The organism is Streptomyces sp. NPDC046716 (assembly GCF_040645755.1).
Lineage (GTDB): Bacteria > Actinomycetota > Actinomycetes > Streptomycetales > Streptomycetaceae > Streptomyces.
The window spans coordinates 60664-74606 of the sequence record NZ_JBEYYU010000033.1 but is presented as its reverse complement, the minus strand read 5'-3'; the positions used below and the strand labels follow the sequence as shown (position 1 = coordinate 74606).

Annotated in this window: 12 protein-coding genes; 1 reads left to right on the top strand and 11 read right to left on the bottom strand. The window is 72.5% G+C overall.

Annotated elements, in window-relative coordinates:
• Positions 1 to 77 precede the first annotated feature (77 nt).
• The gene (locus tag ABZ930_RS24235; protein ID WP_361551241.1) at positions 78 to 419 is read left to right on the top strand and encodes a DUF6204 family protein; all 342 of its coding nucleotides are present in this window, start codon (positions 78 to 80) and stop codon (positions 417 to 419) included.
• Here the strand turns inward: ABZ930_RS24235 and ABZ930_RS24230 are convergent.
• From ABZ930_RS24230 to ABZ930_RS24180, 11 genes are all read right to left on the bottom strand, one after another.
• Positions 397 to 969 carry a GNAT family N-acetyltransferase gene (locus ABZ930_RS24230; RefSeq protein ID WP_361551238.1) on the bottom strand — a complete coding sequence of 191 codons (573 nt, stop codon included), beginning with the start codon at positions 967 to 969 and terminating at the stop codon, positions 397 to 399. The two genes, ABZ930_RS24235 and ABZ930_RS24230, sit on opposite strands and share 23 nt — an antisense overlap.
• 20 nt (positions 970 to 989) lie before the next feature.
• A complete protein-coding gene (locus tag ABZ930_RS24225; protein ID WP_361551235.1) occupies positions 990 to 1319 on the bottom strand; it encodes a hypothetical protein in 330 nt (109 codons plus the stop codon).
• A gap of 11 nt (positions 1320 to 1330) precedes the next feature.
• A complete protein-coding gene (locus ABZ930_RS24220) occupies positions 1331 to 1576 on the bottom strand; it encodes a LapA family protein (RefSeq protein ID WP_361551232.1) in 246 nt (81 codons plus the stop codon).
• Between the two features lie 119 nt (positions 1577 to 1695).
• Positions 1696 to 3420, bottom strand: coding sequence for a CocE/NonD family hydrolase (locus tag ABZ930_RS24215; RefSeq protein WP_361551331.1), 1725 nt, complete (start codon positions 3418 to 3420; stop codon positions 1696 to 1698).
• Between the two features lie 531 nt (positions 3421 to 3951).
• Entirely contained in the window at positions 3952 to 4884 is a 933-nt protein-coding gene (locus ABZ930_RS24210) for an LD-carboxypeptidase (RefSeq protein ID WP_361551229.1), read from the bottom strand.
• Positions 4881 to 6908: a prolyl oligopeptidase family serine peptidase gene (locus tag ABZ930_RS24205; protein ID WP_361551226.1), complete on the bottom strand. Its 2028-nt coding sequence runs from the start codon at positions 6906 to 6908 to the stop codon at positions 4881 to 4883. The genes ABZ930_RS24210 and ABZ930_RS24205 overlap by 4 nt, the downstream gene beginning before the upstream one ends.
• 88 nt (positions 6909 to 6996) lie before the next feature.
• Positions 6997 to 8352, bottom strand: a complete 1356-nt coding sequence (locus ABZ930_RS24200; RefSeq protein WP_361551223.1) for a M20/M25/M40 family metallo-hydrolase — start codon at positions 8350 to 8352, stop codon at positions 6997 to 6999.
• Entirely contained in the window at positions 8345 to 9178 is an 834-nt protein-coding gene (locus tag ABZ930_RS24195; protein WP_361551220.1) for a M55 family metallopeptidase, read from the bottom strand. The genes ABZ930_RS24200 and ABZ930_RS24195 overlap by 8 nt, the downstream gene beginning before the upstream one ends.
• Before the next feature lie 101 nt (positions 9179 to 9279).
• Positions 9280 to 10629 (bottom strand): enterochelin esterase, encoded by a 1350-nt coding sequence (fes, locus tag ABZ930_RS24190; protein WP_361551217.1) that lies wholly within the window; start codon positions 10627 to 10629, stop codon positions 9280 to 9282.
• A gap of 187 nt (positions 10630 to 10816) precedes the next feature.
• On the bottom strand, positions 10817 to 13126 hold the full coding sequence (locus ABZ930_RS24185) for an MFS transporter (RefSeq protein WP_361551328.1): 2310 nt from the start codon (positions 13124 to 13126) through the stop codon (positions 10817 to 10819).
• 340 nt (positions 13127 to 13466) lie between these two features.
• Positions 13467 to 13910, bottom strand: a complete 444-nt coding sequence (locus tag ABZ930_RS24180; protein ID WP_361551214.1) for an SRPBCC family protein — start codon at positions 13908 to 13910, stop codon at positions 13467 to 13469.
• Positions 13911 to 13943 lie beyond the last annotated feature (33 nt).

The window sequence follows — 13943 nt, the reverse complement described above, 5'->3', positions numbered from 1 at the left end:
CTGATCGTCGTACGCTGGCGGCTTCCAGACGCCCGGGCGAGGTCCCGGCGCCCGCAGCACGAGGAGCACGCCCCGCCATGGCCGAGAACCACACCTACCGCGTCATCGTCCGCGCCACCTTCGACGGCCTCACCGACGGGGCCAGGGAGCGGCTGCTCGCCGAGGTGGCCGAGCACGAGGGCATCGCGGGGATGCGCTTCGGTCCCGAGGGTTCGCTCGCGTACGACCGCGGCCTCAAGGCCTTCTCCATGCGCTACGTCGTCGAGTCCGACCCGGACGACGGCGAGGAGATGGCAGGCGCCCTCGCTGAGGAGAAGGCCGAGGCGTATCTGAGCGAGCGCGGATACGGGCACGGTGAGCTGCGGTCGACGGTGACCGACATGGACACCATGAAGATCAACCGGAAGTCGCGGCGGTAGCGTCCCGCGCCGCCACCATCTCCGCGGTGATCGCCCACCGCTCGTGGTCGCGCCAGGCCCCGTCGATGAAGAGGAAGTCCGGCGAGAACCCTTCGAGCCGGAACCCGGCGCGGCGGGCCAGCGCGAGCGAGGCCGTGTTCGCGGGCTGCGCGTTGATCTCCAGACGGTGCAGGCCGAGCGGTCCGAACGCGTGCCGGATCACGAGACCGAGCCCTTCGGACATCAGCCCGCGCCCGGCGGCGTGCGCGAAGGCGCCGTAGCCCAGGGCGCCGCAGCGGAAGCCGCCCTGCACGACGTTGTTGATGTTGATGAACCCGGCGATGGCGCCGCCGTCCCGCTCGCACACCAGGAACCCGTGCTTGGCCGGGTCGTCGATGAGTCCGCCCGCGTACCGCGCGTAGGCGTCGGCGCTGTCGGGCGGGAAGAGCCAGGGCCGGTGCAGTTCCCGGCTCTCGCGTGAGCGCGCGGTGAACTCGTCGGCGTCCGCGAGGGCGAACGGGCGGATGCCCACCCGGGGGCCCACGGCGGCGAAGGGATGCTCGTCGGTCATCGGCTCAGCCTACGGAGCGGCTAGGCGGTGGCCGCCCGGGGGCACTTCTCGCCGTTCTTGACGACGCCGACGCGCACTCCCTCGTCGCCGATCGGCCGGCCGGTGGCCGGGTACTGGCTGCACACCTTCCAGCTCATCGGCCACAGCACGTGCCGTTTGAGGCCGCTGACGTCCTTCACGTCGACCCTGGTGCGGTAGTCGACCGTCGAGAAGACGTGCATGAGGCCGCGCCCGCGCAGCTCCGGCATCCGCTGGCCGTCGGCGGCGACCGCGGCGCCCGCCGACACGGTGAGGGCGAGGGCCGCCCCGGCGGTCACGGTCGCCACGCGTCGCCGCACGGCACGGGTCATCGGGTGCGCCGTCACCTGCGCCCCCTGCGCGCCACGAAGTAGCCGCCGCAGATCCCGCCGATGACCGCGGTGATCAGCAGGGCCAGGTACAGCGGCATGGACACCTCGGGGATGAGCATGCGGATCTTCACCTGCCGGGTGTTCTCGAAGATGAAGACCAGCAGGAGGACGAAGAGGACCAGGACCGCGATCCTGGCCGGCGTGAACGCTCTGGAGCCCCCGCTCTTCGCGGTGCTCGCGGTGTCCTTCGGGCTCATCGGTGGACCCTTCCGTCGTATCCCGGAGGCCGTCGCCGCCTCCCCGCCCAGCATGGGCGGGCAGGCGGCGATCCCGCACCGGCCGAGGGCCCGTACGGGTGACGGACCGCCTCCGCGGCCTACGGAACGACCGGAAGCTCCACCGTTCCGGTGTCCTCCGGGGCGCTGGTGACGGTGACCGGCTTGACGCCCTTGTTGCCGCCGTACGCGTCGTCGCTCGCCGCGACCACGAACCGGATGCGGTGCCCCTGCTCGTAGCGGTGCACGATGCCGGGGAGGGTGACGGTGAAGGAGCGGGTGACGTCGGGGACCCGGACGGGCGCGACGAGCCGGTGCACGAGCGTCTTCGTGCCGTCGGGCGCGACGTCGTACAGCTTCGCGAAGAGGACCAGCTTGTCGGCGGCGTCGCCGGAGTTCTGGACCCGTTCCGTCTTCGGGGAGATCACCTTGAGGGTGGCCTTCGGGGAGCCGACGACATCGGTGGCCCGGGTCAGCGGCCCGGTGGTCCAGTCGAGGTAGGTGCCCTTGGTGTCGCGCGGGGCGGGGTCGGGCAGGCCGATGGTGCCGGCGAGCGAGGACTCCGAGTGGCTGGTGGGGATGAGCCAGTTGCGGTACTCGCGGCTGCCTCGGGCCACCTCGGCGCGGCTGTCGACGAGCTTTCCGTCGCCGGACAGGTACAGCTTCCGGGTCGCGGCGGGGACGGCGGACGCGGTGCCGTAGGTGTGGTCCGGGTCGCCGATCCAGTCGCGGTAGTAGGCGAAGGCGGGGCCGGTGTCGACGCCCTTCTTGTGCTGGAGGTACCGGTCGAACCAGGCGAGGATCCGCCGTCCGACGTAGCTCGTCTCCAGGTTGCCCTCGGAGAGGTTCAGCTCGCCGCTCGCCGGGTCGGTGAGCCCACCGCTGTGTCCCCACGACTGCCAGATCATCTTCGCCGTCGTGCCCTGCGCGCGGAGGCTGTCGTACGTGGCCGTGGCCTCGTTCAGATTGAACAGGCTGTCCGTCTGACCCTGGACGAGCAGCGTGGGCGCCTTGACGTTCTTCAGGTACGTCACCGGGGAGACGCTGCGCGCGTAGGCGAGCAGGGCGGCCGTCCTGTCGGCCGGGTACGTGCCGGAGTTGAGGGTGCGGATCGTCTCGCAGGCGTCGTCGACGAAGTGCAGACAGGTGAGCTTGTTGATGCGGGAGGGGTCGAGGGACGGCGAGAGCAGCGGCTGTCCCTCGCCGATGAGATAGAACCCGTTGGTCCACTGCCACTTGAAGACGCCGGGCACGGAGCGGTCGGAGGCGTTCTGCGGGTCGAGCGAGTAGGCGAGGTCGTTCCAGGTGATGAGCGGGACGAGGGCGTCCACGCGGTGGTCGACGGAGGCCGTCGCCAGCTGGATGGCGCCGCCGTAGGAACCGCCGATCATGCCGACCCGGGGATCGCCCTTCTTGTCGGTCGTCACGTAGTCGACGGTGGTGCCGTCGTCGGCGGCGCGGGTGCCGGCCAGGAAGTCGACGAGCGCGGAGGCCGCCTTGCCGTCGATCTTCGGGTCGTCGAGGGAGACCAGGCAGCCGGACTTGCCGAAGCCGAGGCCCGAGTAGGCGAGTCCGACGTAGCCGCGCTGGGCGAAGGCCTTGGCGGTGTCGCCGGTGCTGTCGGACTTGTCGCCGCCGAAGCCGTTCGTGGTGAGCACCGCCGGGGCGGGGTGCTCCGCGTCGGCCGCGGCCGGGCGGTAGAGGTCGGCGTCCACGGTGCAGGTGCGGTCGCCGGTGTCGACGGTGAACTTCAGGGCGCTGACGGTGTAGGCGCCGTCGGTCGCGGTGGGCGGCGCCGCGGTGGCCTGGGTGGCGGTCAGGGTCAGCGCGGCGGTGGTGACGGCGGCGGCTGTGGCGGTGGCTCTGGCGAGCAGGGTGGCGCGGGGTCTTGGCACGGTGACGGCCTCCACGGCGATGACGTTTTACCGACCGGTAGGTATGAGTTCGGGGTCATCGTGTGACGCGTGTCAGTTGGGGGTCAACGGGCGTGCGTGGGGTTATTTGGTGAAGGGGTGGGCGGGGCAATCGCAGTGGAGGGAGGGGTGGTTGGGCAAGTGCGGCTCTCGTCGTGGCTGGTCGCGCAGTTCCCCGCGCCCCTGAGGCATGCGCTTCGCGCAGCCTCCCCTCGAGGCTGCGGCTTCGCCGCGACTCCCCGACGGGTGCGGCACGGGGCGCGCCTCTCCTGATGAGATGGCGCACGAAGTGCGCATCTCAGGGGCGCGGGGAACTGCGCGACCAGCCACGACGAGACCCGCACCCGCCCACAGGACGAGCAGCGCGCAGCGCACGCTCCAGGGGCGCGGGGAACTGCGCGACCAGCCACGACGAGAGCCGCACCCGACCGCCACCGGCGACGGTCAGCTCAGCGCCGGCTCGTCCAGGGTCAGAACGGCGGCGCCGGAGGCGTCCAGCACACCGGCCACCCCGAAGGGAACCGTCAGCGCGTCGTCCCCGTGCCCGAACCCGAAGTCGTCGACCACAGGCACCCCGAGCCCCCCGAGCCGGTCGGCGAGCAGATCGTCCAGGCCCGGGTCGTCGCACTCGGCCCAGGACCCGAGCAGCACCCCGGAAACCCCCTCGAACAGTCCCCCGCGCAGCAGTTGGGTCAGATACCGGTCGAGCCGGTAGGTCTCCTCCCCCACATCCTCCAGGCACAACAGCCCGCCCCGGGCCGAGCGCCGGGCGAACGGCGCCCCCAGATCGGCGGCGAGCAGCGCGAGACAGCCGCCGAGGGTGACCCCGCGCGCGACACCGGGCACCAGAACCCGGCCCCCGCCCGGCGCGGCGATGCTCCGCACCGTCTCCGGCTCGAACAAGGTCGCCCGAAGATGCCCCTGCGCGCGGGCACTCTTGAGGAAGTCGGCGGCGGCGACCATCGGCCCGTGCAGGGTGCTCACCCCGAGCCGCACCGCGAACGCCTCGTGCAGCGCGGTGATGTCGCTGTACCCGACGAACGCCTTGGGCCGCGCGGCCCGCATCGCCGTCCAGTCGAGCAGGTCGACCATGCGCTGGGCGCCGTAGCCGCCCCGGGCACAGAGGACGGCGTCCACCTCCGGGTCGCACCAGGCGGCCTGGAGATCGGCGGCGCGGTCGGCGTCGGTGCCCGCGAGGTAGTCGAACCGGTCGTGCGTGTCGAGGACATGGGGCGCGACGACCGGCTCCAGGTCCCAGCCGCGCAGGAGGTCGAGGCCGGCCTGGAGCCGGTCCTCGGGAACCGGCCCGCTCGGCGCGACCACGGCGACCCGGGCGCCGGGCGCGAGCCGGGGCGGCCGGACCAGGGACTCCGTCACTTGGTCAGCTCCAGGACCGGGACGCCCGTCGGATGCAGGCCGAACACCTGGGCGTACAGGGAGAGTTCGGCCTCCAGGGCGCGGACCATGGTGTCGGCACGCCGGAATCCGTGGCCCTCGCCCTCGAAGGTGAGGTACGCGTGCGGGACGCGGCGGCCCTCGCTCTCCATCCGTGCCAGGAACCGCTCGCACTGGACCGGCGGACAGATCACGTCGTCGAGGCCCTGGAGGAGCAGGAAGGGGGCGCCGAGCCGGTCGGCGTGCTCGGCCGGGGAGCGCTCGGCGTACCGGGCGGGGACGTCGGCGAGCGGGCCGATCAGCGTCTCCAGGTACCGGGACTCGAAGTCGTGGGTCTCGCCCTCGGCCCAGCCGGTGAGGTCCAGGATCGGGTAGCTGATGGTGCCGCAGGCGTAGACGTCCGTGCTGGTCAGGGAGGCGGCGCTGGTCCAGCCGCCCGCGCTGCCGCCGCGGATGGCGAGCCGGGCCCGGTCGGCGGTGCCCTCGTCGGCGAGGGCGAGCGCGACGGCGGCGCAGTCCTCGACGTCGACGACGCCCCACTGCTCGCGCAGCCGGTTGCGGTACTCGCGGCCGTATCCGGTCGAGCCGCCGTAGTTGACCTCGGCGACGCCGATGCCGCGCGAGGTGAAGTAGGCGATCTCCAGGTCGAGGACGAGGGGCGCGTGGCCGGTGGGGCCGCCGTGCGCCCAGACGACGTACGGCGGGAGTTCGTCGTCGGGGGCGGCGTGGGTGGGGCTGTGCGGCGGATAGATGTGGGCGTGGATGTCGCGCCCGTCGGGGCCCTCGAAGGTGCGGATCTGCGGCTCGGGGTAGTAGGCCGGGTCGACGGGGTCGGTGTGCGCCGAGCCGATCACGCGGGTGCGTCCGGTGCTGGTGTCCAGCTCGACGACCTCGTGTCCGGTACGCGGGCTGGCGGCGACGCCGATGACCCGGGTGCCGTGCACGGCGAGCGACGAGGCCCAGGCGGTCCAGGGGCCCGCGACGTCGACGACCTCGCCGGTCGCGGGGTCGAGGACGCCGAGCGAGGTGGCGCCGACGCCGTGCACGACGGCGATCAGCCCGGCGGCGAGCGGCTTGAACCAGCTCAGCCCGATCTTCCACAGCGGTCCGCCGAACTCCTCCTCGCGGGGGCACAGGCCATGGGTGGTGGAGAGCAGGGCGGGCAGCACGGGCGTACCGGGTGCGGCTCCGGGGGCGATCTCCATGCGGTGCAGGTTCCACCAGCCGCCGCGGTCACCGGCGAACAGCAGGGCGCCGTCCGGTGCCCACTCCACCTGGCAGACGGATTCCTCGGTGCCGCCCGCGACGGTCCGCGCGGGGCCGAACGTGCCGTCGTCGGTGACCTCCGCGAGCAGCAGGTCCGTGCCGTCCCACGGCATCCGCGGGTGGTCCCAGGCGATCCAAGCGGCGCGTCGGCCGTCGGGCGAGAGCCGGGCGCCGGTGACGAACCGGTGGGCGTCGTCGCTGAGTTCGCGCACCGCGCCGCGGTCCTCGGCGGCCGAGCCGTCGAGCGGCACGGCGGCGATCACCCGCCGCACGTCGCTCGGGCCCTCCCCCGTGAACTCCTCCAGGACGCACCAGACCTCGCCCCGGTCGAGATGGAGTTGCGGGTCGGCCCAGCGCAGGCCGCCGCCGACGGCGGAGAGCGGGGTGAGCGGGCGCGGGGCCCGCTCGGGCACGGCGGGTTCGTACGCGTACAGCCGCTGGTCGGCGAAGTTCGCGAAGACGAGCAGGGGGCCTTCGGGGCGCTCGGCGCCGGCCCAGGGGCGGCCGCCGTACTCGATGACGCGGCTGCGCACGTTCCACGGGGCGGGCAGGACGGACTCCTCCGTGCCGTCCGGCCTGCGCCGCACCAGCGCCCTGCGACCGCCCTCGGCCGGCCGCGGCTCGGTCCACCATGCCTCGTCGCCGACGAACCCGACGTATTCGGGCATCCCGTCGTGCGCGGCGGCCAGTGCCGCGTCCAGCGGCGACGGCCAGGAGCCGTACGCCCGGGTCTGCACCATGTCGTCCCCGCCCCCCATTGGTCCTGAGGCCCCCATGTTCTTCGCGTCCGCCATCTTTTCCTAGTCCGTCTTCTTCTGTTCTTCGCGTTCAGGCCGTCCGCAGGAAGCGGTCGAGTACCCGCACCCCGAAGTGCAGCGCCTCCACCGGGACCCGCTCGTCGACGCCGTGGAAGAGCGCCTGGTAGTCGAAGCCCTCGGGGAGCTTGAGCGGGGCGAACCCGTAGCCGGTGATGCCGAGGCGGGAGAACTGCTTGGCGTCCGTACCGCCCGACATGCAGTACGGGACGACGTGCCCCTCGGGGGCGAACGCCTCGACCGCGGCACGCATCGTGCGGTACGTGGGCGAGTCGACCGGTGCCTGGAGGGCCACCTCCCGGTGGTGGTACTCCCAGTCGACGTCCGGTCCGGTGAGCAGGTCGAGGGTGGCCCGGAACTCGTCCTCGGTGCCCGGCAGATAGCGCCCGTCGATGTGCGCGGCGGCCTGGCCGGGAATCACGTTGATCTTGTAGCCGGCGGACAGCATCGTCGGGTTGCTGCTGTTGCGCACGGTCGGCGCGACGAGGTCGGCGGCCGGGCCGAGCGCGGTCAGCAGCGCGTCCACGTCGAAGCCGGGCGCGTCGAAGTCCGGGGCGGGGATGTCGTAGACGGCGGCCATCTCGGTGAGGGCGGCACGCACGGTCGGGGTGAGCCGCAGCGGCCACTCGTGGTCGCCGATGCGGGCGACGGCGGAGGCGAGCCGCGTGACCGCGTTGGCCCGGTTCACCTTGGAGCCGTGGCCGGCCTTGCCGCGTGCGGTGAGCTTCAGCCAGCCGGTGCCGCGCTCCCCCGCCGCGATCGGGTACAGCTGTGTGCCGCGGCCGTCGTGGAAGGTGAAGGCGCCGGACTCGCTGATGCCCTCGGTGCAGCCCTCGAAGAGGTCGGCGTGCCGGTCGGCCAGGAAGCCCGAACCGTCCTCGGCGCTGGCCTCCTCGTCGGCGGTGAAGGCGATGACGATGTCGCGCCGCGGCCGGAAGCCGACGCGGGCCCATTCCCGTACGGTCGCGAGGATCATCGCGTCCATGTTCTTCATGTCGACCGCGCCGCGGCCCCACACGACGCCGTCGCGGATCTCGCCGGAGAACGGGTGCACGCTCCAGTCGGCGGCCTCGGCCGGTACGACGTCCAGGTGACCGTGGACCAGGAGGGCGTCGGCGGTCGGGTCGGTGCCCTCGATCCGGGCGACGACATTGCCGCGGCCGGGCGTGCGCTCCAGGATCGTCGGCCGCAGGCCCGCCTCGGCCAGCTTGGCGGCCGCGTACTCGGCGGCGGGGCGCTCCTTGCAGTCGCCGCCGCCGCGGTTCGTGGTGTCGATGCGGATCAGCTCGGAGGTGAAGGCGACGACCTCGTCGAGGGCCTTCTGGTCCACGTCGCCGACGACCGCGGCCGGTGCTGTCTGCTCAGCCATACTGTTCCTCCACCGCGGCCGAGGCGATCGTGGTGACCGCCTTGAAGGTGCGGATGCCCTCGTACATGGTCTCGTGGGTGTACGCGATCCTGCGCTCGCCGACGCGCTGGACGCCCGGCACGACGGTCGACGCCATGGCGAGGTGCTCGGCGTCGAACTCGACCTCGACGGTGAACGGGCCGCCGCGCACCGGCTCGTGACGCACCGCCAGGGAGGTGGCGTCCTGGGCGGCGGCCCGGATGTCGGCGGCCGTACGCGCCGGGGTGCGGCACACCGCCGCGTACCGGGAGACGTGGTCCTTGACGGCGACCTTGCGGGCCTCCGGGGCATAGCCGAGCGCGTCGTCGCAGGCGTGGTCGTCGCCGGTGACGAGGACGACGGGGACGCCGTACTCGGCCACCACGTGCGCGTTCAGCAGGCCTTCGCTCGCTCTCGCCTCGTTCACCCACACGCCCGTGATCTGGTTAGCCAGATAGGTGTGGGCGAGGACGCCCTCCATGCCCGCGCCCGCGTGGTAGCCGATGAACGCGATGCCGTCGACGTCGCCGTGCTGGACGCCCTCCACCATGGAGAGCGACTTGTGGCGGCCCGTCAGCATCTCGGCGCGCTCGTCGAGCCGCTCGAGCAGCAGATTGCGCATCGTCCAGTGCGCCTCGTTGATGAGCACCTCGTCGGCGCCGCCGTCGAAGAAGCCGAGCACCGCCGCGTTCACATCCGAGGTGAACATCGAGCGGCAGCGCTCCCACTGCGGTGTGCCCGGCAGGACGTCCGCGGGCCAGGTCACACCGGTCGCGCCCTCCATGTCGGCGCTGATGAGGATCTTCATGCCCTGCACCGTACGCGGATCCGGGCACGCCTCACCAGGCCTGTGGATAACTCTCAGGGGTATAGACCAATGTCTTACCCGTTAGGCGGAGTTCTGCCTCGTCACAGGCCCGGACGGCCGTCGGGGGCGAGCATCCGTACGAGCGCGTCGATGAGAGCGCCGTGCCAACAGGCGTAGTCGTGGCCGCCGTTGAACTCCTCCAGCGTCACGCGGTGCCCGGACCCGTCCAGGGTCTCGTACAGCGCGCGGCAGTAGCCGACCATCGGGCCCTCGTGGAGGCCCACGTCGAGGTGCACGGTGAGGTCGCGGGGCCCGGCCTCGGCCCAGCGCCGCACCAGCCAGGGGACGCCGACGACCGGGGTCTGCGGTACGCCGCCGGTGGTGGGCAGTCCGGGGTGCCACCACAGGGACGGCGACTGGGCGAGGACGTTGCCGAAGCGTTCGGCGCGCACCAGGCCCGCGTACAGGGCGGTCAGCGCGCCGAGGCTCTGGCCCGCGACGACGGTGCGGCGCGGATCGGTGGTGAGCGGCCAGCGTCCGGCGGCCCAGGGCAGCAGGTCGTCGGCGAGGAAGGTGACGTAGGAGTCGCGGGCGCCCATCTCGCGCCAGCGGGTGGCGTTGTCGACCGAGTCGGGGGCGAGGACGATCAGCGGTGGCAGGGTGCCGTCGGCGATCAGCCGGTCCAGGGAGTCCCGCAGGCCGAGCCCGTCGCCGCCGCCGAGCCACATGTCGCCGTCGCCGAGGACGACGACGGGCAGATCGCGCCCCGCGGGCCCGGGCGGCAGGTACACCCAGACGTCGCGCTCACCGCCGAGCGCCGGGCTGTCGAGGCGGTGCCGCTCGACCCGCCCCCGGGGAGCATGGCGCGCGCGGCCCTCCCAGCGGCGCACCGGCGCGTCCGGCAGGGCGAAGACGGAACAGTCGTGGCCGCCCCAACGGGTGGGGATGGTGAGGGGGTTGAGCGGGTCGGGACCGGCGTACCGCTGGAGCGTGCGCAGGAAGAGCTGGAGCCGCTCGGGTTCTGCGGGCGGCTCACCGGTCGAGACGTCGGCGGCGATCCGGTAGGCGCCGCGGTGGTCGGCGCGCAGCCGGAAGCCGAGGTGCCAGATGTCGGTGCCGGGGACGTGGTGGAACAGGGCGTCGGACAGGCGGGCGCGGTCGACGAGGCGGTTGCTGAACAGCAGCACGTGCCGGGTCGCCCGGTGGCCGCGGTACAGGAACGTGAGGGTGCGGTGGTCCGGCTCGTTCTCGATCGGCTCGATCAGCGGGGCGCCGAGCCGGGCGACTCCGGCCCAGAAGGCGTCGACGAGTTCGGCGCGGTGGGTTTCGTCGGCGCCTTCCGGCTCCGCCAGGTCGTCGAGGAGGCGGCTGATGCGGGGGCCTACGGCCGGTCGCGGCCTGACCGGTTCCGGCACCCATTCGAGGTCGGACGCCACCGTGGGCATGACCATCCCGCGCACCACCTTCCGAACTACTTAGCTTAGGCTCACCTAACCTATCACCCGAGGTGTGGGCGCCCCGCCAGGGGCGCGGGGAACTGCGCGCTCAGCCACGTACAAGCCGCGGTCGCGCCTGCTCATGCACCGAGCAGACGCGACCGCGGCTCTTGTCGCGGCCGGCCGCGCCCCTGGCGGGGCTTCAGTCCTCATGGCCCAGCTGAAGGTCGCGCTCGGTGCGGCCGCCACCGGCGACCTGGAGGACCGTCGCCACCGGCGGGTATCCGGCCGCGATGACCGTGTACTCGCCCGAGGAGAGATCGACGAAGCGGAACGTGCCGTCCGGGCCCGTGGTCAGCGTGTCGACGACATTGCCCGCGGCGTCGAGCAGCGTGACCCGGGCCTCCTCCACGGGACGCCCGCCACCCGCGCGCACCGTGCCGCGCAGCACCGCGCCGCCGGCCAGTTCCACGTCCTGCCGGGTCTCGCGGGAGGCCATGACGGTGACGGGGAGCGCGGCGGGCCGGTAGGCGGGGGCACTGGCCGCCAGCGTGTACTCCCCCGCGACCAGTTCGGTGATGACGTAGCCGCCCTCGCGGCCGCTGCGGGTGGTGGAGACGACCTCGCCGTGCACGTTCGTCAGCGTGACGGTCGCGTCCCGTACGGGCGTTCCGTCCGCGGTGAGGACGGAGCCCGCGAGCCGCCCGGCGCCGCCGAGGACGACGTCCAGCTCGACGGGGCGTTCGCCGACGGTCACCGTGACGGCCTGCGGCTGGTGGCCGCCGGCGGCCGCGATCAGGACGTAGCTCCCGGCGCCGGGCGTCGAGAGGGCGTAGCGGCCGTCGTCGCCGCTGGCGCCCCGCCCGATCTGGGTGCCGCCGACGTCGATGAGGGTCAGCGCGGCGCGCGGCACGACCGTGCCGTCGGGGTGCTGCACGGTGCCGCACACCGGGACACCGGCGGCGTACGCGGTGGCACGCTCCTGCGCGGGGACGACCGGCGGCTGCGGGGACGGGGAGGGGGCGGCACTGGACAACAGAGGGGTCTCCTTGAGGAAGAAGGCGAGCACCAGACCCAGGACCAGGACCGGCACCAGGTAGAGGAAGATCCGGGGCATCGCGTCGGCGTACGCCTCGATGTACGGGGTGCGCAGGCCCGGCGGCATCGCGTGCACGAGCTGCGGGGTGATGGACTCGGCGTCCGGGAGGTCCCCGCCGCGCGGCAGCCGGTCGGCGAGCGCGTCCCCGAGCCGATTGGCGAAGAGCGTGCCGAAGATCGCGGCGCCGACACTGCCGCCGATCTGCCGGAAGTAGTTGTTGGCGCTGGTGGCCGTGCCGAGGTCGGAGGCGCGGACCGAGTTCTGCACGGCGAGCACGAGCACCGGCATGATCAGGCCGATGCCCGCGCCGAGCACGGCCATGGAGACGCTGTACTCCAGGCGCGGGGTGTCGACCTCGAGGCGGGACAGCAGGAACATGCCGAGGGTCGACAGGGCGCCGCCGAGGATCGGGTAGATCTTGTAGCGGCCGGTGTGGCTGATGAGCTGGCCCGAGATGATCGAGGCGCCGACGACGCCGCCCATCATGGGGAGCATCAGCAGCCCGGACTCGGTGGCGGTGGCGCCGTCGACCATCTGCAGGAAGGTCGGCAGATAGCTGGCCGCGCCGAAGAGCGCGACGCCGACGACCATGCCGACCAGACCGCTGAGGTTGAAGACCGAGTCGCGGAACAGCCGCAGCGGGATGAGGGGTTCGGCCGCGTACTTCTCGGCGACGACGAACAGCGCGCACGACACGACGGCCCCGGCGCCGAGCCCGAGGATGACCTTGTCGCCCCACGCGTACTCGGTGCCGCCCCAACTGGTCAGCAGCACCAGGCAGGTCGACGCGGCGGCGAGCAGCAGCGCGCCGAGGACGTCGAGGCGGGCGCGCTTCGTGGGCTTGGGGAGTTTGAGGACCACGGCCGTCACCGCGAGGGTGACGAGGCCGAAGGGGACGTTGATGTAGAAGCACCAGCGCCAGGAGAGGTGGTCGGTGAAGTAGCCGCCGAGCAGCGGGCCGGCGACCGAGGCGAGGCCGAACGCGGCGCCGATCAGGCCCATGTAGCGGCCGCGTTCGCGCGGCGGCACGATGTCGCCCATGATCGCCTGCACGCCGATCATGAGGCCGCCCGCGCCGACGCCCTGGACCGCGCGGTACGCGATGAGCTGGTCCATGTTCTGCGCGCGGCCCGCGAGCGCGGAGCCGATGACGAAGACGGCGATGGCGAACTGGAAGACGCCCTTGCGGCCGAAGAGGTCGCCCAGCTTGCCGTAGATCGGCAGGCCGATGGTGGAGGTCAGCAGGTAGGCGGTGATCGCCCAGGACATCTTGTCGAGGCCGTGCAGCTCGCCGACGATCTTCGGCAGCGCGGTGGCGACGATCATCTGGTCGAGCGCGGCGAGCAGCAGCGCCAGCATCAGCCCGACGAAGACCATGCGCACCCGGCTGGGGCTGAGCCCGTGGGCGGGCAACTGCGGTGCGGCCTCCGCCGGCCGGGGATCCTCCGGCGGGCCCGTCGGGGAGTCCGTCTCGGGCGGCCCGGGGGCGGCACGCCGCTCCCCGACCGCCTCGGTCACCAGCGTCGTCGTGCCCACCTGCAGCTCCCCTCGTCACTCTTGCGCGCCCATTTCTCGCATTGCGCGACAACGGGGAGCAAGCGCGACGAATCGCTGTTCAGGCGGGCCGAACGGACGTATGCGCCGGTCGGAGCCCTACGGCGTACAACCGGCGCGAAACAAGAACCACTCGAATCGGTGAGCGCTGCACAGACATGCAAGTGCCCACCGTGGCGCGTACGTTACTTCTCGACCGCTACTTCTCGACCTCGGTGGCCAGGTTGGCGAGCAGGGCGTCGTAGATGCGGCCGAGGCCCTTGGGGGCGAAGGTCTTCTCGAAGAAGCCGCCGATGCCGCCCGCCCCGTTCCAGACCGTCGAGACGACGACGCGGGACTTGCCCTCGCCCGCGGGCGTGACGCGCCAGGTCGTCACCATCGACGAGTTGCGGTCCTTCTCGACCAGCTCGCCCTCGGTCGGCTCGCTCACGTCGAGCAGGCAGTCGCGGACGCGCTTGCTGGTGGCCTGGAGCTTCCAGTGCACGACGGTGCCCTCGCCGTCGCCGCCCTCCTGCACCTCGTACTCGCTGAAGTGCTCCGGCAGCAGCTTCTGGCGGGTGCCGTTGTAGTCGGCGAGGGCGTCGAACACATCGTCCGGCTTCGCGGTGACGACCCGCTCCGTGGTGGCCTCGACCTGCGCCATGAATCTTCCTCCAGCACTTGGTTCATCCGGTCC